Here is a 25244-nt window from a genome sequence, read left to right as displayed (position 1 = left end):
GCGTGATTACCAGGTGGCGCCGGGATGCTGGCGCGCGAGGCTCTGCATTTCGGCGAGCACGAAACCCATGTGCTCGGAATGCTCGCCGTGCTTGCCGGTCGTGATGTGCTTGACCGCTTCGGGCAGCGTCAGCGTGGCTTCGTCGAGCGTCGCGCGGACGTCGGCGAGCCAGGCGGCTTCGAGCTCCGACGTGCGCGGGCCGACGCCGGCCGCGGCGATCGCGTCTTCCACCGCGTCCGCGCTGAAGAACTCGCGCGTGTACGGCATCAGATAGTCGAGCGCGGCCTGCGCGCGGCGGTGCGATTCGTCGGTGCCGTCACCGAAGCGGATCAGCCACTCGCTCGCGTGATGCACGTGATAAGTCGTTTCCTTGATCGACTTCGCGGCGATCGCGGCGAGCTGTTCGTCGGTGGACCCGGCGAGCGCCGTCCACAGATGCGCCATCAGCGTCGAGTACAGGAAATTGCGCACGATCGTCACCGCGTAGTCCTTTTCGGCCTGCGCGGTACCCGCCAGCGGGCCGTAGTGCGGCAGCTCGGCGAGCGTGTAGTTCGCGAATTCGCGCTCGGCGCGGAAGTACGCGTAGTCGTCCTCGGTGCGCGCGTTGCCGGTGAGCTGCTGCTCGAGCGCGGCGGCGTGCGTGTACAGCAGACGCGCCTGGCCGACCAGATCGAGGCTCATGTTCGACAGCGCGATGTCTTCTTCGAGGATCGGGCCGTGGCCGCACCACTCGGTATTGCGCTGACCGAGGATCAGCGCGGTATCCGCGAGGCGCAGCACGTATTGCAGATGTTGGGGCGTGATCGTCATGGCCGCGCTTACATGTGGTTGACTTCGTCGGGGAGCGTGTAGAACGTCGGATGGCGATAGATCTTGTCGCCCGCCGGTTCGAACAGCTCGGCCTTGTCGTCCGGCGCGGAGGCCGTGATCGCCGATGACGGCACCACCCAGATGCTCACGCCTTCCTGGCGGCGCGTGTAGACGTCGCGCGCCATGCGCAGCGCCATCGGCGCGTCGGCGGCGTGCAGACTGCCGCAGTGCTTGTGGTCGAGTCCCTGCTTGCTGCGCACGAACACTTCCCAAATCGGCCATTCCTTGTTCATTGCTATCTCCTGATTCCTCTGATGCGCCGCGCTGCTCAGGCGGCGTGCTGTTGTGCGCGCTGACGCTGCTTGTCGGCGTGGGCGAGCGCGGCTTCGCGCACCCAGGCACCGTCTTCATGGGCTTTGACGCGGGTCGCGAGGCGCTCGCGGTTACACGGGCCGTCGCCATTGACGACGCGCCAGAACTCTTCCCAGTCGATGTCGCCGTAGTCGTAGTGGCCGCGCGCCTCGTTCCATTTGAGGTCCTGGTCGGGCAACGTGACGCCGAGCACCTTGGCCTGCTCGACGGTGGCGTCGACGAATTTCTGCCGCAGGTCGTCGTTGGAAATGCGCTTGATGCCCCATTTCGACGACTGGTTGCTGTGGATCGAATCCTTGTCGCTCGGGCCGAACATCATCAGAACCGGCCACCACCAGCGATTCACCGCCTGCTGGACCAGCTCGCGCTGCGCGTCGGTGCCGGCCATCATCGCGAGCAGCGCGTCGAAGCCTTGGCGCTGATGGAACGACTCTTCCTTGCAGATGCGGATCATCGCGCGGGCATACGGGCCGTAGGTGCAGCGGCACAGCGGGATCTGATTCATGATCGCGGCGCCGTCGACCAGCCAGCCGATCACGCCGACATCGGCCCACGTGGGAGTCGGGTAATTAAATATGCTCGAATATTTGGCCTTGCCCGAATGCAGCGCGGCGATCAGCTGATCGCGCGATACGCCGAGCGTTTCGGCCGCGCTATACAGATAGAGGCCGTGGCCCGCTTCGTCCTGCACCTTGGCGATCAGGATCGCCTTGCGCTTCAGGCTCGGCGCGCGCGTGATCCAGTTGCCCTCCGGCAGCATCCCGACGATTTCCGAGTGCGCGTGCTGCGAGATTTGCCGGACCAGCGTTTTGCGGTAAGCGTCGGGCATCCAGTCCTGAGGCTCGATCTTGCCGTCCGCGGTCATGACCGCATCGAACCGCGCCTGCTCGGGCGAGGCCGCTTCCGCGTCGAGCGGGGCGACATTGCCGGGAATATCCAGGGATTGCGTGTACATGGGGGACGCTCTCTACAGGAAGGTTGTATGTGTCGGCGTAGTATAAACCAACCGACCGGTCGGTTAATAAATTTTTTGACGAGAACCGACGAAGCCGATAGGAAGTGACGAAGCGGGCAGGATGTTCGTCCGTAGCTGGCCCTAAGAACTGGCTAAGCCGTTGGTTCATCAGCAACCGCCGCCCCGTGGCGGCACTTACCCGATAAAATTACGAATTGGCCGCGATTTGCGGCCTTCTTGCATTCCCGGTACTCATGTTACGTCTAAGCGAAATCAAACTCCCGCTCGATCACTCCGACAGCGCCCTCGAGACGGCCGTCCGCGCGCGCCTCGCGGAACTTGGCGTGGGTGGCGACGGGCTCATCCGATACACCGTGTTTCGCCGCGCGCACGATGCGCGCAAACGCGCCGACATCAAGCTCACCTACATCGTCGATGTCGAGGTCAAGGATGAAGCGGCCGCGCTGAAGCGGCTCGCCGACGTGCCGCACTGCGGCGTGACGCCGGACATGAGCTACAAGTTCGTCGCCCGCGCGCCGGCCCAGTTGAGCACGCCGCGTCCGGTCGTGATCGGAATGGGGCCGTGCGGGCTGTTCGCGGGGCTGCTCCTCGCGCAGATGGGCTTCCGGCCGATCATTCTCGAGCGCGGCAAGGCAGTGCGCGAACGCACCAAGGACACGTTCGGACTGTGGCGCAAGTCGGTGCTGAACCCGGAGTCGAACGTGCAGTTCGGCGAGGGCGGCGCGGGCACGTTCTCGGACGGCAAGCTGTATAGCCAGATCAAGGATCCGAAGCATTACGGCCGCAAGGTGCTCGACGAATTCGTGCAGGCTGGCGCGCCGGAAGACATCCTGTATCTGAGCCGGCCGCACATCGGCACGTTCCGACTCGTCAGCATGGTCGAGAAGATGCGCGCGAAGATTCACGAACTGGGCGGCGAAGTGCGTTTCGAGACGCGCGTCGAGGATATCGAGATCGACGCCGGCAAGGTGCGTGGCCTGCGGCTTTCGACCGGCGAGACGCTGCGTTGCGACCACGTCGTGCTGGCGGTCGGCCATAGCGCACGGGATACGTTCCAGATGCTCCACGACCGCGGTGTGTTCATGGAGGCGAAGCCGTTTTCGCTCGGATTCCGGATCGAGCATCCGCAGGGCGTAATCGATCGTAGCCGTTTCGGCAAATTCGCCGGTCACAAACAGCTTGGCGCGGCCGACTATAAGGTAGTGCATCACTGCAGCAACGGGCGCGCGGTGTACAGCTTCTGCATGTGTCCGGGCGGTACCGTGGTCGCGGCCACGTCGGAGCCGGGGCGCGTCGTCACGAACGGCATGAGCCAGTACTCGCGCGCGGAGCGTAATGCGAACGCGGGCATCGTGGTCGGCATTACGCCTGACGATTACCCGGGTGGCCCGCTCGCCGGCATCGCGTTCCAGCGCAAATGGGAAGAGCGGGCGTTCGAGCTCGGCGGGGGCAACTATATGGCGCCGGGGCAACTGGTCGGGGACTTCATCGCGGGGCGGCCGTCCACGTCGCTGGGTTCCGTGGTGCCGTCGTACAAGCCGGGCGTGCATCCCACCGACCTTAGCACCGCGCTGCCCGACTATGTGATCGAGGCGATCCGCGAGGCGCTGCCGCAGATGGAGAAGAAGATCGCCGGTTTCGCGATGCACGATGCGGTGCTGACGGGGGTTGAGACGAGAACGTCTTCGCCCGTGCGCGTGCGCCGCGGCGACGATTATCAAAGCGTGAATGTCGAAGGACTGTTTCCGGCGGGCGAAGGCGCCGGGTATGCGGGCGGGATCTATTCGGCGGCTATCGATGGAATCGAGGTTGCCGAGGCGGTCGCGTTGAAAATCATGGGCGAGCAGGTGGCTTGAGTCGGTGCGCGGCGTCGGTGTGATTGACGTTGCCGGCGATTACCCGCGATCACCGTGGCGATCGGGCACAATGCGCGTTTCGCCTCGATCCGATCATCCGAATGACCATTCGTAGCCTGGCTGCCGCCTGTGGTGCGGCGTTGCTCGCCCAGTTTGTTCCTGTTGCCGTCTGCTCCGATGCCCTCGCCGCTGAAACGCCGGCGCACTGGGTGTCCGTGTGGGCGACCGCGTTGCAGCCCATTCCTCAGCGGGCCGAGTTGCCGCCGCTATATCGTGCGCCGGAAGTTGCCGGGCGGACGGTTCGTCAGATCGTTTATCCGACGCTGTCGGGAAAAGTCGCGCGAATTCATCTGAGTAATGTGTACGGCAAGACGCCTCTTGTCGTCGAGGAACTGCGTATCGCCCGTTCGGCTGGCGGCGCGGCGGCGGCTGAGGGTGATGGAAGTCGGGTGACGTTCGGTGGCAAGGGCGCGGTCAGTGTCCCGTCGGGTGCGGAGCTGGAGAGCGACCCGATCACGATTGGTATTTCCGCGGGCGAGCCGTACGCCATCAGTGCATTCATGGGGTCCGAGCAGCGGATCGTCGCCTGGCATCGCGTGGCGAACCAGGTGAATTACGTGTCTGCACCCGGTAATCACAGCGCGGACGGCTCCGCCGCGGCGTTTCGCGGACGATTTACGCAGTACGTGTGGGTGACCGGGTTGTCGGTCGAGGCGGCGGAGCCGTCGGCTACTGTCGCTGCAATCGGCGACTCGATTACCGATGGCATGCGCTCCAGCCTGAATCAGAACCGTCGCTGGCCGGATGCGCTGGCGCACCGACTGGCGGCGAGCGGAGCGCAGTCGACCGCGATCGTGAATCTCGGCATTAGCGGCAACCGTCTGCTGAGCGATTCACCCTGCTACGGGGACGCGCTCGCCAGCCGGTTCGACCGCGATGTTTTGCGGCGTCCGGGTGTCAAGGCGGTGGTCTTGCTGATCGGCATCAACGACATCAACTTCGCGGCGATGCCGCCGCATGGCGGGCTCGATTGCGATTTCCCGCATACGGTGGTGACCGCCGCCGATCTGATCGCCGGCTACCAGCGGGTGATCGGAGCGGCACGACGCTCTGGTGTGAAAGTATTCGGCGCAACGCTGACACCGGCTTCGCTGCCGCCGGAGCGGGAAGCGATCCGGCTCGCCGTTAATCAGTGGATTCGAACCAGCCATGCGTTCGACGGCGTCGTGGATTTCGATGCAGCGTTGCGTGACCGGGCGCAGCCGGACCGGTTGCAACGTGCTTTCGATAGTGGCGATCACATCCATCCGAGCGATGCAGGCTATGCGGCGATGGCCGATGCCGTCCCCGCTGACGTCGTGGTGAACGCGACCCGGAAGTGATTCGCAGGTTTTTTTAAGCAAAATCGAAAATGCTATTGACGAAGCGAGGAACAGTCTCCATAATCTCGCTTCTCTGCTGCAGACGCAGCGACGTGAAACGAAGCGGTGCCGGAGGTTGCGGTGCTGTGATTCACGAACGATCTTTAAAAACTAACAGCCGATAAGTGTGGGCGCTTGATGCGGAATGCGCAGCCGGTTCTTCGGAGCCGGCGATGGCAAAAGTATCAGAAGCCTCACACAGTAATTGAAGGAAGGTTTGCCTGTTGAAAGACAGGCTGATCATCGTCAGTACGTTGAGTGAGCGACCGGTTTCTAACGAAACCGAAAACAGTAACAGGTTTGAACTGAAGAGTTTGATCCTGGCTCAGATTGAACGCTGGCGGCATGCCTTACACATGCAAGTCGGACGGCAGCACGGGAGCAATCCTGGTGGCGAGTGGCGAACGGGTGAGTAATACATCGGAACGTGTCCTGGAGTGGGGGATAGCCCGGCGAAAGCCGGATTAATACCGCATACGCTCTGTGGAGGAAAGCGGGGGATCTTCGGACCTCGCGCTCAAGGGGCGGCCGATGGCAGATTAGGTAGTTGGTGGGGTAAAGGCCTACCAAGCCGACGATCTGTAGCTGGTCTGAGAGGACGACCAGCCACACTGGGACTGAGACACGGCCCAGACTCCTACGGGAGGCAGCAGTGGGGAATTTTGGACAATGGGGGCAACCCTGATCCAGCAATGCCGCGTGTGTGAAGAAGGCCTTCGGGTTGTAAAGCACTTTTGTCCGGAAAGAAAACTTCGGGGTTAATACCTCTGGAGGATGACGGTACCGGAAGAATAAGCACCGGCTAACTACGTGCCAGCAGCCGCGGTAATACGTAGGGTGCGAGCGTTAATCGGAATTACTGGGCGTAAAGCGTGCGCAGGCGGTTCGTTAAGACAGATGTGAAATCCCCGGGCTTAACCTGGGAACTGCATTTGTGACTGGCGGGCTTGAGTATGGCAGAGGGGGGTAGAATTCCACGTGTAGCAGTGAAATGCGTAGAGATGTGGAGGAATACCGATGGCGAAGGCAGCCCCCTGGGCCAATACTGACGCTCATGCACGAAAGCGTGGGGAGCAAACAGGATTAGATACCCTGGTAGTCCACGCCCTAAACGATGTCAACTGGTTGTCGGGCCTTCATTGGCTTGGTAACGTAGCTAACGCGTGAAGTTGACCGCCTGGGGAGTACGGTCGCAAGATTAAAACTCAAAGGAATTGACGGGGACCCGCACAAGCGGTGGATGATGTGGATTAATTCGATGCAACGCGAAAAACCTTACCTACCCTTGACATGTACGGAAGTCCGCTGAGAGGTGGATGTGCCCGAAAGGGAGCCGTAACACAGGTGCTGCATGGCTGTCGTCAGCTCGTGTCGTGAGATGTTGGGTTAAGTCCCGCAACGAGCGCAACCCTTGTCCCTAGTTGCTACGCAAGAGCACTCCAGGGAGACTGCCGGTGACAAACCGGAGGAAGGTGGGGATGACGTCAAGTCCTCATGGCCCTTATGGGTAGGGCTTCACACGTCATACAATGGTCGGAACAGAGGGTTGCCAAGCCGCGAGGTGGAGCCAATCCCAGAAAACCGATCGTAGTCCGGATCGCACTCTGCAACTCGAGTGCGTGAAGCTGGAATCGCTAGTAATCGCGGATCAGCATGCCGCGGTGAATACGTTCCCGGGTCTTGTACACACCGCCCGTCACACCATGGGAGTGGGTTTTACCAGAAGTGGCTAGTCTAACCGCAAGGAGGACGGTCACCACGGTAGGATTCATGACTGGGGTGAAGTCGTAACAAGGTAGCCGTATCGGAAGGTGCGGCTGGATCACCTCCTTTCCAGAGCCCGCGTGTTCTGACATCGAAGCGCTCACGCTTATCGGCTGTAGTTAGAAGAAGATCAGACAGACTCAGGGGTCTGTAGCTCAGTCGGTTAGAGCACCGTCTTGATAAGGCGGGGGTCGATGGTTCGAATCCATCCAGACCCACCAGTGCCTGTCTGTGGTGCTGGCTGAAGACCCGCTGGGGCTGAACGGATGAGGTATCTGTCTGTTGCATGACTGGGGGATTAGCTCAGCTGGGAGAGCACCTGCTTTGCAAGCAGGGGGTCGTCGGTTCGATCCCGTCATCCTCCACCAATCCTCAATGCCAAGGGTTCAGCATGAAGCGATGCTGAGTACTTCGCATTGGCGATTGAGCCAGTCAGAGCGATATGAGGCAACTCATAATCGGCTGTCGTTCTTTAACAATCAGGAAGAAGTAGTAAAGAGATTCACGAAAGCGTACTTAGAGATGGGTGCGTGAGTAGGTGAATCAGGGTTGTGATTGTATCGATGTATTTTTAAGTGATCGAAAGATCGCTTTGGAATACGGCGCAACACGAATACTCAACCTGTAGCGAGTGCGTCTCGAGATGAGACATACCCGTTATAGGGTCAAGCGAACAAGTGCATGTGGTGGATGCCTTGGCGATCACAGGCGATGAAGGACGCGGTAGCCTGCGAAAAGCTCCGGGGAGCTGGCAAACGAGCATTGATCCGGAGATGTCCGAATGGGGAAACCCACCTCTTATGAGGTATCCGTAGCTGAATACATAGGCTACGTGAAGCGAACGCGGTGAACTGAAACATCTAAGTAACCGCAGGAAAAGAAATCAACCGAGATTCCCAAAGTAGTGGCGAGCGAAATGGGATCAGCCTGTACTCTTTATTCTCATTGTTAGTCGAACGCTCTGGAAAGTGCGGCCATAGCAGGTGATAGCCCTGTAGACGAAAACAGCGGGAAAGAACTGGGTGTACGACAAGTAGGGCGGGACACGTGAAATCCTGTCTGAAGATGGGGGGACCATCCTCCAAGGCTAAATACTCGTGATCGACCGATAGTGAACCAGTACCGTGAGGGAAAGGCGAAAAGAACCCCGGGAGGGGAGTGAAACAGATCCTGAAACCGCATGCATACAAACAGTCGGAGCCTCGCAAGGGGTGACGGCGTACCTTTTGTATAATGGGTCAGCGACTTACATTCAGTGGCAAGCTTAACCGATTAGGGCAGGCGTAGCGAAAGCGAGTCCGAACAGGGCGTCCAGTCGCTGGGTGTAGACCCGAAACCAGGTGATCTATCCATGGCCAGGTTGAAGGCACGGTAACACGTGCTGGAGGACCGAACCCACTAACGTTGAAAAGTTAGGGGATGAGCTGTGGATAGGGGTGAAAGGCTAAACAAACCTGGAAATAGCTGGTTCTCTCCGAAAACTATTTAGGTAGTGCCTCGTGTATCACCTTCGGGGGTAGAGCACTGTCATGGTTGTGGGGTCCATTGCGGATTACTACGCCATAGCAAACTCCGAATACCGAAGAGTGCAATCACGGGAGACAGACATCGGGTGCTAACGTCCGGTGTCAAGAGGGAAACAACCCAGACCGCCAGCTAAGGTCCCCAAATATGACTAAGTGGGAAACGAAGTGGGAAGGCTAAAACAGTCAGGAGGTTGGCTTAGAAGCAGCCATCCTTTAAAGAAAGCGTAATAGCTCACTGATCGAGTCGTCCTGCGCGGAAGATGTAACGGGGCTAAGTCATATACCGAAGCTGCGGATGCATATTTATATGCATGGTAGGAGAGCGTTCCGTAAGCCTGCGAAGGTGCACTGGAAAGTGTGCTGGAGGTATCGGAAGTGCGAATGCTGACATGAGTAGCGATAAAGGGGGTGAAAGGCCCCCTCGCCGTAAGCCCAAGGTTTCCTACGCAACGTTCATCGGCGTAGGGTGAGTCGGCCCCTAAGGCGAGGCAGAAATGCGTAGCTGATGGGAAGCAGATTAATATTTCTGCACCATTGTGAAATGCGATGGGGGGACGGATCGCGGAAGGTTGTCCGGGTGTTGGAAGTCCCGGTCGCTGCATTGGAGAAGGCGCTTTGGCAAATCCGGGCGCAGGATTCAAGGGTGTGGCGCGAGCGACTTAGGTCGCGAAGCAACTGGAAGGGGTTCCAGGAAAAGCCTCTAAGCTTCAGTTTCACAGTGACCGTACCGCAAACCGACACAGGTGGGCGAGATGAGTATTCTAAGGCGCTTGAGAGAACTCGGGAGAAGGAACTCGGCAAATTGGTACCGTAACTTCGGGATAAGGTACGCCCTTGTAGCTTGACTGGCCTGCGCCAGAAGGGTGAAAGGGTTGCAATAAACTGGTGGCTGCGACTGTTTAATAAAAACACAGCACTCTGCAAACACGAAAGTGGACGTATAGGGTGTGACGCCTGCCCGGTGCCGGAAGATTAAATGATGGGGTGCAAGCTCCTGATTGAAGTCCCGGTAAACGGCGGCCGTAACTATAACGGTCCTAAGGTAGCGAAATTCCTTGTCGGGTAAGTTCCGACCTGCACGAATGGCGTAACGATGGCCACACTGTCTCCTCCCGAGACTCAGCGAAGTTGAAGTGTTTGTGATGATGCAATCTCCCCGCGGCTAGACGGAAAGACCCCATGAACCTTTACTGTAGCTTTGCATTGGACTTTGAACCGGTCTGTGTAGGATAGGTGGGAGGCTTTGAAGCTGGGACGCTAGTCTCAGTGGAGCCGTCCTTGAAATACCACCCTGATCTGTTTGAGGTTCTAACCTTGGTCCGTAATCCGGATCGGGGACAGTGCATGGTAGGCAGTTTGACTGGGGCGGTCTCCTCCCAAAGTGTAACGGAGGAGTACGAAGGTACGCTAGGTACGGTCGGAAATCGTGCTGATAGTGCAATGGCATAAGCGTGCTTGACTGTGAGACTGACAAGTCGAACAGGTGCGAAAGCAGGTCATAGTGATCCGGTGGTTCTGTATGGAAGGGCCATCGCTCAACGGATAAAAGGTACTCTGGGGATAACAGGCTGATACCGCCCAAGAGTTCATATCGACGGCGGTGTTTGGCACCTCGATGTCGGCTCATCTCATCCTGGGGCTGTAGCCGGTCCCAAGGGTATGGCTGTTCGCCATTTAAAGAGGTACGTGAGCTGGGTTTAAAACGTCGTGAGACAGTTTGGTCCCTATCTGCCGTGGGCGCTGGATATTTGAAGGGACCTGCTCCTAGTACGAGAGGACCGGAGTGGACGAACCTCTGGTGTACCGGTTGTCACGCCAGTGGCATCGCCGGGTAGCTATGTTCGGAAGAGATAACCGCTGAAAGCATCTAAGCGGGAAACTCGCCTTGAGATGAGATATCCCCGGGGCTTCGAGCCCCTTGAAGGGTCGTTCAAGACCAGGACGTTGATAGGTCAGGTGTGCACGTACAGTAATGTACTGAGCTAACTGATACTAATTGCCCGTAAGGCTTGATCCTATAACAGGTGTGTCTCGACAACCGTTAGTGCTTCAGCACTTACGGGTGTCCGATCCCCGAAGGGGATGCGAACCTCCACAGGAGGTGACAGGACACACGGTTGAGTGATCAGTGTTGTGCCAGAACCAACACAACCCCCCAACACGATTCACACACGAATCCTTTACGCTTCTTCCCGATTGGCTGTGGCGCTCACCGGTTGACTCCAACCCCCAGCGACGCAGCAACCCGTCATGCCTGATGACCATAGCGAGTCGGTCCCACCCCTTCCCATCCCGAACAGGACCGTGAAACGACTCCACGCCGATGATAGTGCGGATTGCCCGTGTGAAAGTAGGTAATCGTCAGGCTCCCCTCATGTCAGAAACCCCACCCCCAGCGGTGGGGTTTCTGCGTTTACGCGTTCAGTAACCTTTACATATAAGTGAGAGCATTGGGTTTAAAGCGATCAGGCAGGTGTTGACAAATGATTGTTGTTCGCTCATAATCATCAGTTCTCTGCGGAGGGGTGCCCGAGTGGCTAAAGGGGGCAGACTGTAAATCTGTTGGCTTACGCCTACGTTGGTTCGAATCCAACCTCCTCCACCAGAATGCAAGTTGTAGTAGATGTTGGGAATCTATGGCCCTCGCGGGTGTAGCTCAATGGTAGAGCAGAAGCCTTCCAAGCTTACGACGAGGGTTCGATTCCCTTCACCCGCTCCAGTAGTTAGAAGCAGTGCCCATGTGGCTCAGTGGTAGAGCACTCCCTTGGTAAGGGAGAGGTCGGCAGTTCGATCCTGCCCATGGGCACCAGAAGTATTCAGTGATTGTTTGCGCCCGGCGCAACGTACGGAAAATCCTCTTAGGAGTCGAAAATGGCCAAGGGTAAGTTTGAGCGGACCAAGCCGCACGTGAACGTGGGCACGATCGGTCACGTTGACCACGGCAAGACCACGCTGACGGCAGCGATCACGACGGTTCTGACGCAGAAGTTTGGCGGCGAAGCAAAGGCATACGACCAGATCGACGCGGCGCCGGAAGAAAAGGCGCGCGGCATTACCATCAACACCGCGCACGTCGAGTATGAAACGGCGAACCGCCACTACGCACACGTCGACTGCCCGGGCCACGCTGACTATGTGAAGAACATGATCACAGGCGCAGCGCAGATGGACGGCGCGATCCTGGTGTGTTCGGCTGCAGACGGCCCGATGCCGCAAACGCGTGAGCACATCCTGCTGGCGCGTCAGGTTGGCGTTCCGTACATCATCGTGTTCCTGAACAAGTGCGACATGGTGGACGACGCTGAACTGCTGGAGCTGGTCGAGATGGAAGTTCGCGAACTTCTGTCGAAGTACGACTTCCCGGGCGACGACACGCCGATCATCAAGGGTTCGGCCAAGCTGGCGCTGGAAGGCGACAAGGGCGAGCTGGGCGAAGTGGCGATCATGAACCTGGCCGACGCACTGGACACGTACATCCCGACGCCGGAGCGCGCGATTGACGGTGCGTTCCTGATGCCGGTGGAAGACGTGTTCTCGATCTCGGGTCGCGGCACGGTGGTGACGGGTCGCGTCGAGCGCGGCATTGTGAAGGTCGGCGAAGAAATCGAAATCGTCGGTATCAAGCCGACGGTGAAGACGACCTGCACGGGCGTGGAAATGTTCCGCAAGCTGCTCGACCAGGGTCAGGCAGGCGACAACGTTGGTATCCTGCTGCGCGGCACGAAGCGTGAAGACGTCGAGCGTGGTCAGGTTCTGGCGAAGCCGGGCACGATCAATCCGCACACGCACTTCACGGCTGAAGTGTATGTGCTGAGCAAGGACGAAGGCGGTCGTCACACGCCGTTCTTCAACAACTACCGTCCGCAGTTCTACTTCCGTACGACGGACGTGACGGGCTCGATCGAGCTGCCGAAGGACAAGGAAATGGTGATGCCGGGCGATAACGTGTCGATCACGGTGAAGCTCATCAACCCGATCGCGATGGAAGAAGGCCTGCGCTTCGCGATCCGTGAAGGTGGCCGTACGGTCGGCGCTGGTGTCGTTGCCAAGATCATCGAGTAACGCCAGATAGTTCTCGATAATCGGTTGTATCGGGGTTGGCGGTGTCGTCAGCCCCAAATGGTTTAGGGGTATAGCTCAACTGGCAGAGCGTCGGTCTCCAAAACCGAAGGTTGGGGGTTCGATTCCCTCTGCCCCTGCCAACTATCGCGCTATAGTGGCGCTTCGTAAGGTGTTATGGCGAATCCTTCCGTCGAAACTGTAAATACATCTGGCGATAAGCTGATGCTGGTCGCGAGTGTGTTGCTGGTCTTGGCCGGGTTCGTGGGGTTCTTCTGGCTGAGTGGTCAGGAATGGTACGTCCGCGGAGCTGCCTTGGCTGTTGGTGCGATCGCGGGTGTTGCAGTTGCTCTGTTGTCGGCGCCTGGCAAGGGTTTCATCGCTTTCGCCAAAGATTCATACAAGGAAGTTCGTAAGGTTGTTTGGCCTACTCGCAAAGAGGCGACCCAAACAACACTCGTAGTTTTCGGCTTCGTTGTGGTCATGGCAATCTTTCTGTGGATTAGTGATAAATCCATTGAATGGGCGATTTTCTCGGTGATTCTGGGTTGGAAATGATATGAGCGATACTCCGGCATCCCCGAGCGGTAAGCGTTGGTACGTGGTGCATGCCTACTCCGGTATGGAGAAGAGCGTGCAACGAGCGCTCCAGGAGCGTATCGAGCGTGCTGGCATGCAGGACCAGTTTGGCCAGATTCTCGTTCCTACTGAAGAAGTTGTCGAAGTGAAGGGCGGGCACAAATCGGTGACCGAGCGTCGTTTCTTCCCAGGCTATGTGCTGGTGGAAATGGAAATGACAGATGAAACATGGCACCTCGTAAAGAATACGGCAAAGGTGACCGGTTTTGTCGGTGGGGCACGCAATCGCCCGAGTCCGATTTCCCCTCGGGAAGTCGAAAAAATCATGTCGCAGATGCAGGAAGGCGTGGAGAAGCCGCGCCCCAAGACCCTGTTCGAAGTGGGCGAGATGGTGCGGGTAAAGGAAGGCCCGTTCACGGATTTCAACGGTAGCGTCGAAGAAGTGAATTACGAGAAGTCGCGAGTCCGTGTTTCTGTTACAATCTTCGGCCGCGCAACGCCGGTCGAGCTGGAATTCGGCCAAGTCGAAAAGTTGTAATCCAGAATTCTACGGAACGCACCAATAGGTGCGTTCCGTATTTCGCGCTTACGGTCCGCGTAAAGACTGTTGAGGAGCGTCATTAGCCAGCTTTTTCGGCGAACGCGCGCTATTACTCACCGAACGTCGGCATGGCGTTCCGAAGAGGTTCTCAAGATGGCAAAGAAAATCATCGGCTTTATCAAGCTGCAGATTCCTGCAGGCAAAGCCAACCCCTCGCCGCCGGTCGGTCCGGCACTGGGCCAGCGTGGCCTGAACATTATGGAGTTCTGCAAGGCGTTCAACGCGCAGACTCAAGCACTGGAACCGGGTCTGCCGATTCCTGTTGTGATCACCGCATTCGCGGATAAGAGCTTCACGTTCGTTCTGAAGACGCCGCCGGCTACGGTTCTGATCAAGAAGGCAGCGAAGGTGGACAAGGGTTCGAGCAAGCCGCATACCGATAAGGTCGGCAAAATTACCCGCGCTCAAGCTGAAGATATCGCCAAGACCAAGATGCCCGATTTGACGGCTGCAGATCTGGACGCAGCGGTTCGTACGATCGCTGGTAGCGCCCGCTCGATGGGCATCACCGTGGAGGGCGTGTAAATGGCTAAGCTTTCGAAGCGTCTGCAAGCATTTGCAGCCAAGGTTGATCGTCAGAAGCTGTACCCGCTCGAAGACGCTCTGTCGCTCGTGAAGGATTGTGCAAGCGCAAAGTTCGATGAATCGATCGACGTCGCAGTGCAGCTCGGCATCGATGCGAAGAAGTCGGACCAAGTCGTTCGCGGCTCAGTCGTGTTGCCCGCCGGCACCGGTAAGTCTGTTCGCGTCGCTGTGTTCGCGCAAGGCGAAAAAGCTGAGCAGGCTCGCGCAGCAGGCGCTGAAGTTGTCGGCATGGAAGATCTGGCAGAACAAGTCAAGGCCGGAAATCTTAACTTCGACATCGTGATCGCTTCGCCGGACACGATGCGTGTCGTCGGTACGCTCGGTCAGATCCTCGGCCCGCGCGGCCTCATGCCGAACCCGAAGGTCGGCACGGTTACGCCGGACGTCGCGACCGCTGTCAAGAACGCCAAGGCTGGTCAGGTGCAATTCCGTGTGGACAAGGCGGGCATCATCCACGCGACCATCGGCCGTGCTTCGTTTGAACCAGCAGCTTTGCGTAGCAATTTGAACGCGCTGATCGAAGCGTTGCAAAAGGCGAAGCCTGCAACGAGCAAGGGTGTGTATCTGCGCAAGGTTGCACTGTCGAGCACGATGGGTGTCGGCGTTCGCGTCGACCAGACGTCGATCGCAGCACAGTAATTAAATTTTGCCGCTACGGTGCGAGCCGGGCGGTTTTATGGGCTTTGGGCGGTTGCGCGGTGGCAGTCTGCATCGAGCGACCGGTTGTCAAAGACCGTTGGCGGACACGCAGCAGGTAGGTGTGTCCTTAATGCAAAGCCAACGCAGATGGCGAACCCGAGAAAGTTTGTAGTGGTGAAGCTGTTTGATGCTCGCGGCAATGCAAGCGTCGGGCGGTTGAAATACTCCTGACTGGTCGGACGCCGTTATTGAACGCAATACACAAGGCGCACGCCGCGTGTATTGAATCTGGAGGTTAACCGTGCCACTTAACAAAGAAAGCAAGCAGGCCGTTGTCGCTGAGGTTTCCGCGCAAGTTGCGAAAGCCCAGACCATCGTTCTGGCTGAGTATCGTGGGATCACGGTTGGCGATCTGACCAAGCTGCGCGCGAAAGCGCGTGAGCAACAGGTTTACCTTCGCGTGTTGAAGAACACGCTGGCGCGTCGCGCCGTCGAAGGTACCCCGTTTGCTCCTCTGGCAGAGCAGATGACCGGCCCGTTGATCTACGGCATCTCGGAAGATGCAATTGCCGCTGCCAAAGTCGTGAATGACTTCGGTAAGGGTAATGACAAGTTGGTCATCAAGGCAGGCTCGTACGAAGGTAAGGTGATGGACAAGGCTGGCGTGCAAGCGTTGGCAAACATCCCGAGCCGCGAAGAACTGCTCTCCAAGCTGCTGTTCGTTATGCAAGCTCCTGTTTCCGGCTTTGCGCGCGCTCTGGCCGCGCTGGCGGAAAAGAAGCAAGGCGAAGAAGCCGCTGCGTAATGCACTTCGGTCGAGCGTAATTGATCGCTGGCTGTATCCGAATTCAATTTAGGAGTATTTCAAATGGCAATCGCAAAAGAAGACATTCTCGAAGCCGTTGGCTCGATGTCGGTTCTGGAACTGAACGAACTGGTCAAGGCGTTCGAAGAAAAGTTTGGCGTGTCGGCAGCTGCTGTTGCAGTGGCAGGCCCGGCAGGCGGCGGCGCTGCAGCTGCTGCTGAAGAGCAGACCGAATTCACGGTCGTGCTGGCAGAAGTGGGCTCGAACAAGGTTGCAGTCATTAAGGCTGTTCGCGAACTGACGGGTCTCGGCCTGAAGGAAGCGAAGGACCTGGTCGACGGCGCACCGAAGCCCGTCAAGGAAGCTGTGCCCAAGGCTGCTGCTGAAGAAGCCAAGAAGAAGCTGGAAGAAGCCGGCGCGAAGGTTGAAGTCAAGTAAGTTTCAAGGCGCTGTGCGAAGGCTGGCGGTTTTTCACCGCCGGCCTTTTTGTGCTTTGTGGGGGCTGCGTTTTTGCTGGTGTTAGCCGGCAAAAACGTGACCCCAGAAGCCAAAGAAAATCGCCAGTTGGCAACATTGACCGGCGTTTCTCTTTGTCTTCTGAAGCGACTGCAGAAGGCAAGTTTGGTCGGGTAGCGGGCAACACAGGCATCCGCTGCCGTCAGCCAGCGGTTGGTAGCGGCCAACCACCAAGCTTCTAGGCTCGTTCAAGCCATCGGACGGCCATCGGGTCTCAGTCGGTGAACACTCGGGTTGTCTCATCAAGGTATCCTGCCTCGACAACTATGCCCGCCGTGATTCGGAGATCGTATGCAATATTCCTTCACCGAGAAGAAGCGTATTCGCAAGAGTTTTGCGAAACGCCCCATCGTTCACCAAGTACCTTTCCTGCTGGCTACCCAGCTTGAATCATTCAGCACGTTTCTGCAAGCAGAGACATCTTCTACGCAACGCAAGTCAGAAGGCTTGCAGGCTGCGTTTACCTCCGTATTTCCGATCGTTTCGCATAACGGCTTTGCTCGCCTCGAGTTTGTCAGCTACATGCTGTCGCCGCCGGCATTCAACATCAAGGAATGTCAGCAGCGCGGTCTGACGTACTGCTCGGCGCTGCGCGCCAAAGTGCGCCTAGTGCTGCTCGACAAGGAATCGCCGAGCAAGCCGGTCGTCAAGGAAGTGAAGGAACAGGAAGTGTACATGGGCGAAATTCCGCTCATGACGCCGACCGGTTCGTTCGTCATCAACGGCACGGAACGTGTGATCGTTTCCCAGTTGCACCGTTCGCCGGGCGTGTTCTTCGAACACGACAAAGGCAAGACGCACAGCTCGGGCAAGCTCCTGTTCTCGGCACGTATCATTCCTTACCGCGGTTCGTGGCTCGATTTCGAGTTCGACCCGAAGGACGTGCTGTACTTCCGCGTCGACCGTCGCCGCAAGATGCCGGTCACGATCCTGCTGAAGGCGATCGGCCTGACGCCGGAACAGATCCTCGCGAACTTCTTCGTGTTCGACAATTTCACGCTGATGCCGGAAGGCGCGCAGATGGAATTCGTGCCGGAGCGTCTGCGTGGTGAAGTCGCGCGTTTCGACATTACGGACCGCGACGGCAACGTGATCGTCCAGAAGGACAAGCGGATCAATGCGAAGCACATTCGCGACCTCGACAACGCGAAGACCAAGTTCATCTCGGTGCCGGAAGACTATCTGCTCGGCCGCGTGCTTGCGAAGAATGTGATCGACGGCGACACCGGTGAAGTCATCGCAAACGCGAACGACGAAATCACGGAAACCGTGCTCGAGAAGCTGCGCGAAGCGAAGATCAAGGACATCCAGACGCTCTACACGAACGATCTGGACCAGGGTCCGTACATCTCGTCGACGCTGCGCATCGACGAGACGGCCGACAAGATGGCCGCACGCATTGCGATCTACCGCATGATGCGCCCGGGTGAGCCGCCGACCGAAGAAGCGGTCGAGGCGTTGTTCAACCGTCTTTTCTACAGCGAAGAAGCGTACGACCTGTCGAAGGTGGGTCGTATGAAGTTCAACCGCCGCGTCGGTCGTGACGAAATCATCGGCCCGATGACGCTGCAGGACGACGACATCCTCGCGACGATCAAGATTCTCGTTGAACTGCGTAACGGCAAGGGCGAAGTGGACGACATCGACCACCTCGGCAATCGCCGTGTGCGTTGTGTCGGCGAACTCGCGGAGAACCAGTTCCGCGCGGGTCTCGTGCGCGTCGAGCGCGCGGTGAAGGAACGCCTCGGCCAGGCCGAAAGCGAAAACCTGATGCCGCACGACCTGATCAACTCGAAGCCGATTTCGTCGGCAATCCGCGAGTTCTTCGGTTCGTCGCAGCTGTCGCAGTTCATGGACCAAACCAACCCGCTGTCGGAAATCACGCACAAGCGCCGTGTTTCCGCACTGGGCCCGGGCGGTCTGACGCGCGAGCGCGCAGGCTTTGAAGTCCGCGACGTGCACCCGACCCACTATGGCCGCGTGTGCCCGATCGAAACGCCGGAAGGTCCGAACATCGGCCTGATCAACTCGCTCGCTCTGTACGCGCATCTGAACGAATACGGCTTCCTCGAAACGCCGTATCGCAAGGTGGCGGACGGCAAGGTGACCGATCAGATCGATTACCTGTCGGCGATCGAAGAAGGCCGTTACGTGATCGCTCAGGCGAACGCGGCGGTGGCTGACGACGGCACGTTGACCGACGAACTCGTGTCGTCGCGTGAAGCGGGCGAAACGCTGATGGTCACGCCGGACCGCATTCAGTACATGGATGTGGCACCGTCGCAGATCGTGTCGGTGGCAGCTTCGTTGATTCCGTTCCTCGAGCACGACGACGCGAACCGCGCATTGATGGGTTCGAACATGCAGCGTCAGGCTGTGCCGTGTTTGCGCCCGGAGAAGCCGGTCGTGGGTACGGGTATCGAGCGCACGGTGGCGGTCGACTCGGGCACGACGGTTCAGGCGTTGCGTGGTGGCGTGGTCGACTACGTCGACGCGGGCCGTATCGTGATTCGCGTGAACGACGACGAAGCAGTCGCGGGTGAAGTCGGTGTCGACATCTACAACCTGATCAAGTACACGCGTTCGAACCAGAACACGAACATCAACCAGCGTCCGATCGTGAAGATGGGCGACAGCGTGGCTCGTGGCGACGTGCTGGCGGACGGCGCATCGACTGATCTGGGCGAGCTCGCGCTCGGTCAGAACATGCTGATCGCGTTCATGCCGTGGAACGGCTACAACTTCGAAGACTCGATCCTGATCTCGGAAAAGGTCGTGGCCGATGATCGCTACACGTCGATCCACATCGAAGAACTGAATGTTGTCGCTCGCGACACGAAGCTCGGACCGGAAGAAATCACGCGCGACATTTCGAACCTCGCGGAAGTACAGCTTGGCCGTCTCGACGAGTCGGGCATCGTGTACATCGGCGCGGAAGTCGAAGCGGGCGACGTGCTGGTCGGCAAGGTCACGCCGAAGGGCGAAACCCAGTTGACGCCGGAAGAAAAGCTGCTGCGCGCGATCTTCGGTGAAAAGGCCTCGGACGTGAAGGACACGTCGCTGCGCGTGCCGTCGGGCATGAGCGGTACCGTGATCGACGTGCAGGTGTTCACGCGTGAAGGTATCCAGCGCGACAAGCGTGCTCAACAGATCATCGACGATGAACTGAAGCGCTATCGCCTCGACCTGAACGACCAGCTGCGCATCGTGGAAGGCGACGCGTTCCAGCGTCTCGCCCGTATGCTCGAAGGCAAGGTCGCGAACGGCGGCCCGAAGAAGCTCGCGAAGGGCACGAAGATCGAACAGGCTTACCTGGAAGATCTCGACCACTACCACTGGTTCGACATCCGCCTCGCGGACGAAGAAGCAGCGGCACAGCTCGAAGCGATCAAGAACTCGATCGAAGAGAAGCGCCACCAGTTCGACCTCGCGTTCGAAGAAAAGCGCAAGAAGCTCACGCAAGGCGACGAACTGCCGCCGGGCGTGCTGAAGATGGTCAAGGTGTACCTGGCAGTGAAGCGCCGTCTGCAGCCTGGCGACAAGATGGCAGGCCGTCACGGTAACAAGGGTGTCGTGTCGAAGATCGTGCCGATCGAAGACATGCCGTACATGGCCGATGGCCGTCCGGCCGACGTCGTGCTGAACCCGCTCGGCGTGCCGTCGCGGATGAACGTCGGTCAGGTTCTCGAAGTGCATCTGGGTTGGGCCGCGAAGGGTCTTGGCTGGCGTATCGGCGAAATGCTGCAGCGTCAGGCGAAGATCGCTGAACTGCGCGAATTCCTGACCAAGATTTACAACGAGTCGGGCCGTGCGGAAGAGCTGGACAGCTTCAGCGACGACGAAATCGTCGAACTGGCGAAGAACCTGCGCGAAGGCGTGCCGTTCGCGACGCCGGTGTTCGACGGTGCGACGGAAGAAGAAATGTCGCGCGCGCTGGACCTCGCATTCCCGGACGACATCGCGCAGAACCTCGGTATGACGCCGTCGAAGAACCAGGTTCGTCTGTACGACGGCCGCACGGGCGAGATGTTCGAGCGTACGGTGACGGTCGGTTACATGCACTACCTGAAGCTGCACCACCTGGTCGACGACAAGATGCACGCGCGTTCCACGGGTCCGTACTCGCTCGTGACGCAGCAGCCGTTGGGCGGTAAGGCGCAGTTCGGTGGCCAGCGTTTCGGTGAGATGGAAGTGTGGGCGCTCGAAGCGTACGGCGCATCGTACGTGCTGCAGGAAATGCTGACGGTGAAGTCGGACGACGTGACGGGCCGGACCAAGGTGTACGAGAACCTGGTCAAGGGCGATCACGTGATTGATGCCGGTATGCCGGAATCCTTCAACGTGTTGGTGAAGGAAATCCGCTCGCTGGGTATCGACATCGACCTCGACCGCAACTAATCGGACTACGGAGAGAAAGCAATGAAAGCTCTGCTCGATCTATTCAAGCAAGTCCAACAACCTGAAGTTTTTGACGCGATCAAGATCGGTCTGGCCTCGCCGGACAAGATCCGTTCGTGGTCGTTCGGCGAAGTCAAGAAGCCGGAAACCATCAACTACCGGACGTTCAAGCCGGAGCGCGATGGTCTGTTCTGCGCGAAGATTTTCGGTCCGATCAAGGACTACGAATGCCTTTGCGGCAAGTACAAGCGCCTGAAGCACCGCGGCGTGATCTGCGAGAAGTGCGGCGTCGAAGTGACGCTCGCCAAGGTGCGTCGTGAACGGATGGGCCACATTGAGCTGGCCTCGCCGGTCGCGCACATCTGGTTCCTGAAGTCGCTGCCGTCGCGTCTGGGCATGGTGCTCGACATGACGCTGCGCGATATCGAGCGCGTGCTGTACTTCGAAGCATACGTGGTGATCGATCCGGGCATGACGCCGCTGAAAGCGCGGCAGATCATGACCGAAGAGGATTACTACAACAAGGTCGAGGAATACGGCGACGAATTCCGTGCCGAAATGGGCGCGGAAGGTATTCGCGAGTTGCTGCGTGCGATCAACATCGACGAGCAGGTCGAACTGCTGCGCACGGAACTGAAGAACACCGGTTCGGAAGCGAAGATCAAGAAGTACGCGAAGCGCCTGAAGGTGCTCGAGGCGTTCCAGCGTTCGGGCATCAAGCCGGACTGGATGGTGCTCGAAGTGCTGCCGGTGCTGCCGCCGGAACTGCGTCCGCTGGTGCCGCTCGACGGCGGCCGTTTCGCGACGTCGGACCTGAACGACCTGTATCGCCGCGTGATCAACCGTAACAACCGGTTGAAGCGTCTGCTCGAGCTGAAGGCGCCTGAAATCATCGTCCGCAACGAAAAGCGGATGCTGCAGGAAGCCGTCGACTCGCTGCTCGACAACGGCCGTCGCGGCAAGGCGATGACCGGCGCGAACAAGCGTCCGCTGAAGTCGCTCGCTGACATGATCAAGGGTAAGGGCGGTCGTTTCCGTCAGAACCTGCTCGGTAAGCGTGTGGACTACTCTGGCCGGTCGGTGATCGTGGTCGGCCCGACGCTGAAGCTGCATCAGTGCGGTCTGCCGAAGCTGATGGCGCTCGAACTGTTCAAGCCGTTCATCTTCAACAAGCTGGAAGTGATGGGTGTTGCTACCACCATCAAGGCTGCGAAGAAGGAAGTCGAGAACCAGACCGCGGTGGTGTGGGACATCCTCGAAGAGGTGATCCGCGAGCATCCGGTCATGCTGAACCGTGCGCCGACGCTGCACCGTCTCGGCATCCAGGCTTTCGAGCCGGTGCTGATCGAAGGTAAGGCAATCCAGCTGCACCCGCTCGTCTGCGCGGCGTTCAACGCCGACTTCGACGGTGACCAGATGGCTGTTCACGTGCCGCTGTCGCTCGAAGCGCAGATGGAAGCGCGCACGCTGATGCTGGCGTCGAACAACGTGCTGTTCCCGGCCAACGGCGATCCGTCGATCGTGCCGTCGCAGGATATCGTGCTCGGTCTGTACTACGCGACTCGCGAAGCAGTGAACGGCAAGGGCGAAGGCCTGTCGTTCACGGGCGTCTCGGAAGTGCTGCGTGCATACGAGAACAAGGAAGTCGAGCTGGCCTCGCGCGTCAACGTGCGGATCACCGAAATGGTCCACAACGAAGACAAGTCGGAAGGCGCGCCGGCTTTCGTGCCGAAGATCACGCTGTATGCGACCACGGTTGGCCGCGCGATCCTGTCGGAAATCCTGCCGCCGGGCCTGCCGTTCTCGGTGCTGAACAAGCCGCTGAAGAAGAAGGAAATCTCGCGTCTGATCAACACTGCGTTCCGCAAGTGCGGTCTGCGTGAGACGGTGATTTTCGCCGATCAGCTGATGCAGTCGGGCTTCCGTCTCGCAACGCGCGCTGGTATCTCGATCTGCGTCGACGACATGCTCGTGCCGCCGCAGAAGGAAACCATCGTCGGCGACGCCGCGAAGAAGGTGAAGGAATACGACCGTCAGTACATGTCGGGTCTCGTTACCGCGCAGGAACGCTACAACAACGTCGTGGACATCTGGTCTGCCACGTCGGAAGCGGTCGGCAAGGCGATGATGGAGCAACTGTCGACGGAACCGGTAACGGACCGCGACGGCAACCAGACGCGTCAGGAGTCGTTCAACTCCATCTACATGATGGCCGACTCGGGTGCACGTGGTTCCGCGGTTCAGATCCGTCAGCTGGCCGGTATGCGCGGCCTGATGGCGAAGCCGGACGGCTCGATCATCGAGACGCCGATTACGGCGAACTTCCGCGAAGGTCTGAACGTGTTGCAGTACTTCATCTCGACCCACGGTGCACGTAAGGGTCTGGCTGATACGGCACTGAAGACGGCGAACTCGGGTTACCTGACGCGTCGTCTGGTCGACGTGACACAGGATCTGGTGGTCGTCGAGGACGATTGCGGCACGTCGAACGGCGTGGCGATGAAGGCGCTGGTGGAAGGCGGTGAAGTGGTCGAAGCGCTGCGTGATCGTATTCTCGGTCGCGTGGCTGTTGCCGACGTCGTCAATCCGGAATCGCAGGAAACGCTGTTCGAATCGGGCACGTTGCTCGATGAAGACGCGGTCGAAGAGATCGAACGCCTTGGCATCGACGAAGTGCGCGTGCGCACGCCGCTCACCTGCGAAACGCGCTACGGTCTGTGCGCGGCCTGCTACGGTCGCGACCTCGGTCGCGGCTCGCTGGTGAACGTCGGCGAGGCGGTCGGCGTGATCGCGGCACAGTCGATCGGCGAACCGGGCACGCAGCTCACGATGCGTACGTTCCACATCGGTGGTGCGGCGTCGCGTGCGGCAGTGGCTTCGTCGGTTGAAGCGAAGTCGAACGGTACGGTGCGTTTCACGTCGACGATGCGTTACGTGACGAATGCGAAGGGCGAGCAGATCGTCATCTCGCGTTCGGGCGAAGCAATGATCACCGACGACCACGGTCGCGAGCGCGAACGTCACAAGGTGCCGTACGGCGCCACGCTGCTGCAGCTCGACGGTGCGCAGATCAAGGCCGGCACGCAACTGGCGACATGGGATCCGATGACGCGTCCGATCATCACCGAGTACGGCGGTACGGTGAAGTTCGAAAACGTCGAGGAAGGCGTGACGGTCGCGAAGCAGATCGACGACGTGACGGGGCTGTCCACGCTGGTCGTGATCGACGTGAAGCGTCGTGGTTCGCAAGCGTCGAAGACGGTTCGTCCGCAGGTCAAGCTGCTCGACGCGAACGGCGAGGAAGTGAAGATCCCGAACACCGAGCACTCGGTGCAGATCGGCTTCCAGGTCGGCGCGCTGATCACCGTGAAGGACGGTCAGCAGGTGCAGGTCGGTGAAGTGCTCGCACGTATCCCGACCGAATCGCAGAAGACGCGTGACATTACCGGCGGTCTGCCGCGTGTGGCGGAACTGTTCGAAGCACGTTCGCCGAAGGACGCGGGTATCCTGGCGGAAGTCACGGGTACGACGTCGTTCGGTAAGGACACGAAGGGCAAGCAGCGTCTCGTTATCACGGACCTCGAGGGCAACCAGCACGAGTTCCTGATCGCGAAGGAAAAGCAGGTTCTGGTGCACGACGGTCAGGTCGTCAACAAGGGCGAAATGATCGTCGATGGGCCGGCGGATCCACACGACATCCTGCGTCTGCAGGGCGTCGAAGCGCTGTCGCGTTACATCGTGGACGAAGTGCAGGACGTGTACCGTCTGCAGGGCGTGAAGATCAACGACAAGCACATTGAAGTGATCGTGCGTCAGATGCTGCGCCGCGTGCAGATTTCGGACAACGGCGATACGCGTTTCATCCCGGGCGAACAGGTCGAGCGGTCGGATATGCTCGACGAGAACGACCGTATGATCGCGGAAGACAAGCGTCCGGCAACGTACGAAAACGTGCTGCTCGGTATCACGAAGGCGTCGCTGTCGACCGATTCGTTCATCTCCGCGGCGTCGTTCCAGGAAACGACCCGCGTGTTGACCGAAGCGGCGATCATGGGCAAGCGCGACGACCTGCGTGGCCTGAAGGAAAACGTGATCGTCGGCCGTCTGATTCCGGCTGGTACGGGCCTCGCGTTCCACAAGGCGCGCAAGAGCAAGGAACTGGCCGACCGCGAGCGTTTCGATCAGATCGCAGCGGAAGAGTCGTTCGAATTCGGTACGCCGGAAACCCCGGCCGCCGAACAGCAGCACTCGGGCGAATAAGTCCTGGGCCGGCGTTAGCCGGCTCGGCTTAACTGCCTCGAAAGCCGCTCAGTTTCGACTGAGCGGCTTTTTTTTAT

At 59.1% G+C, this 25244-nt stretch carries 14 protein-coding genes, 6 tRNA genes and 3 rRNA genes; 20 read left to right on the top strand and 3 right to left on the bottom strand.

Features of this window, described 5'->3' with window-relative positions; all coding sequences use genetic code 11:
- Positions 1-6: 6 nt before the first annotated feature.
- From paaC to paaA, 3 genes are read right to left on the bottom strand one after another with little or no spacing between them, the layout of a single operon-like run.
- Positions 7-810: a 1,2-phenylacetyl-CoA epoxidase subunit PaaC gene (gene paaC / locus L0U82_RS16990; protein WP_233832441.1), complete on the bottom strand. Its 804-nt coding sequence runs from the start codon at positions 808-810 to the stop codon at positions 7-9.
- 8 nt (positions 811-818) lie between these two features.
- On the bottom strand, positions 819-1103 hold the full coding sequence (paaB, locus tag L0U82_RS16985; protein WP_233832440.1) for a 1,2-phenylacetyl-CoA epoxidase subunit PaaB: 285 nt from the start codon (positions 1101-1103) through the stop codon (positions 819-821).
- 35 nt (positions 1104-1138) lie between these two features.
- Complete coding sequence (gene paaA, locus L0U82_RS16980; protein WP_233832438.1) at positions 1139-2137, bottom strand: 1,2-phenylacetyl-CoA epoxidase subunit PaaA; 999 nt, start codon at positions 2135-2137, stop codon at positions 1139-1141.
- 254 nt (positions 2138-2391) lie between these two features.
- On the opposite strand from paaA, the gene L0U82_RS16975 reads away from it, so the two are divergent.
- The 20 genes from L0U82_RS16975 (at position 2392) to rpoC (ending at position 25167) form a co-directional block, all read left to right on the top strand.
- Positions 2392-4014, top strand: a complete 1623-nt coding sequence (locus L0U82_RS16975; RefSeq protein WP_233832437.1) for an NAD(P)/FAD-dependent oxidoreductase — start codon at positions 2392-2394, stop codon at positions 4012-4014.
- 101 nt (positions 4015-4115) lie between these two features.
- On the top strand, positions 4116-5396 hold the full coding sequence (locus L0U82_RS16970; RefSeq protein ID WP_233833313.1) for an SGNH/GDSL hydrolase family protein: 1281 nt from the start codon (positions 4116-4118) through the stop codon (positions 5394-5396).
- 341 nt (positions 5397-5737) lie between these two features.
- A 16S ribosomal RNA gene (locus tag L0U82_RS16965) occupies positions 5738-7268 on the top strand.
- Positions 7269-7343: 75 nt separating this feature from the next.
- Positions 7344-7420, top strand: a tRNA-Ile gene (locus L0U82_RS16960).
- Between the two features lie 71 nt (positions 7421-7491).
- Positions 7492-7567, top strand: a tRNA-Ala gene (locus L0U82_RS16955).
- Positions 7568-7862: 295 nt separating this feature from the next.
- Positions 7863-10742: ribosomal RNA gene (locus L0U82_RS16950) — 23S ribosomal RNA — on the top strand.
- Between the two features lie 236 nt (positions 10743-10978).
- Positions 10979-11092, top strand: a 5S ribosomal RNA gene (rrf, locus tag L0U82_RS16945).
- Together the 16S, 23S and 5S rRNA genes with 5 tRNA genes alongside form the textbook arrangement of a ribosomal RNA operon.
- Before the next feature lie 152 nt (positions 11093-11244).
- Positions 11245-11330 (top strand) — tRNA-Tyr (locus L0U82_RS16940).
- 40 nt (positions 11331-11370) lie between these two features.
- Positions 11371-11444, top strand: a tRNA-Gly gene (locus L0U82_RS16935).
- 15 nt (positions 11445-11459) lie between these two features.
- Positions 11460-11534, top strand: a tRNA-Thr gene (locus L0U82_RS16930).
- Between the two features lie 62 nt (positions 11535-11596).
- The gene (gene tuf / locus L0U82_RS16925) at positions 11597-12787 is read left to right on the top strand and encodes an elongation factor Tu (RefSeq protein WP_233832423.1); all 1191 of its coding nucleotides are present in this window, start codon (positions 11597-11599) and stop codon (positions 12785-12787) included.
- A 64-nt stretch (positions 12788-12851) separates the two neighbouring features.
- Positions 12852-12927, top strand: a tRNA-Trp gene (locus L0U82_RS16920).
- Positions 12928-12961: 34 nt separating this feature from the next.
- Positions 12962-13342, top strand: coding sequence for a preprotein translocase subunit SecE (secE, locus tag L0U82_RS16915; protein WP_233832421.1), 381 nt, complete (start codon positions 12962-12964; stop codon positions 13340-13342).
- A gap of 1 nt (position 13343) precedes the next feature.
- Positions 13344-13901: a transcription termination/antitermination protein NusG gene (gene nusG / locus L0U82_RS16910; protein WP_075303275.1), complete on the top strand. Its 558-nt coding sequence runs from the start codon at positions 13344-13346 to the stop codon at positions 13899-13901.
- A 156-nt stretch (positions 13902-14057) separates the two neighbouring features.
- On the top strand, positions 14058-14489 hold the full coding sequence (gene rplK, locus L0U82_RS16905; RefSeq protein ID WP_013589839.1) for a 50S ribosomal protein L11: 432 nt from the start codon (positions 14058-14060) through the stop codon (positions 14487-14489).
- Entirely contained in the window at positions 14490-15188 is a 699-nt protein-coding gene (gene rplA / locus L0U82_RS16900) for a 50S ribosomal protein L1 (RefSeq protein ID WP_233832420.1), read from the top strand.
- 301 nt (positions 15189-15489) lie between these two features.
- Positions 15490-15993, top strand: coding sequence for a 50S ribosomal protein L10 (rplJ, locus tag L0U82_RS16895; protein WP_233832418.1), 504 nt, complete (start codon positions 15490-15492; stop codon positions 15991-15993).
- Positions 15994-16056: 63 nt separating this feature from the next.
- A complete protein-coding gene (gene rplL, locus L0U82_RS16890) occupies positions 16057-16431 on the top strand; it encodes a 50S ribosomal protein L7/L12 (RefSeq protein ID WP_233832417.1) in 375 nt (124 codons plus the stop codon).
- Positions 16432-16800: 369 nt separating this feature from the next.
- Complete coding sequence (gene rpoB / locus L0U82_RS16885; protein WP_233832416.1) at positions 16801-20907, top strand: DNA-directed RNA polymerase subunit beta; 4107 nt, start codon at positions 16801-16803, stop codon at positions 20905-20907.
- 21 nt (positions 20908-20928) lie between these two features.
- Positions 20929-25167: a DNA-directed RNA polymerase subunit beta' gene (gene rpoC / locus L0U82_RS16880; protein ID WP_233832414.1), complete on the top strand. Its 4239-nt coding sequence runs from the start codon at positions 20929-20931 to the stop codon at positions 25165-25167.
- Positions 25168-25244 lie beyond the last annotated feature (77 nt).

It is taken from the genome of Paraburkholderia sp. ZP32-5, assembly GCF_021390495.1.
Classification (GTDB): domain Bacteria; phylum Pseudomonadota; class Gammaproteobacteria; order Burkholderiales; family Burkholderiaceae; genus Paraburkholderia.
This window is presented reverse-complemented; position numbering and strand designations above follow the sequence as displayed.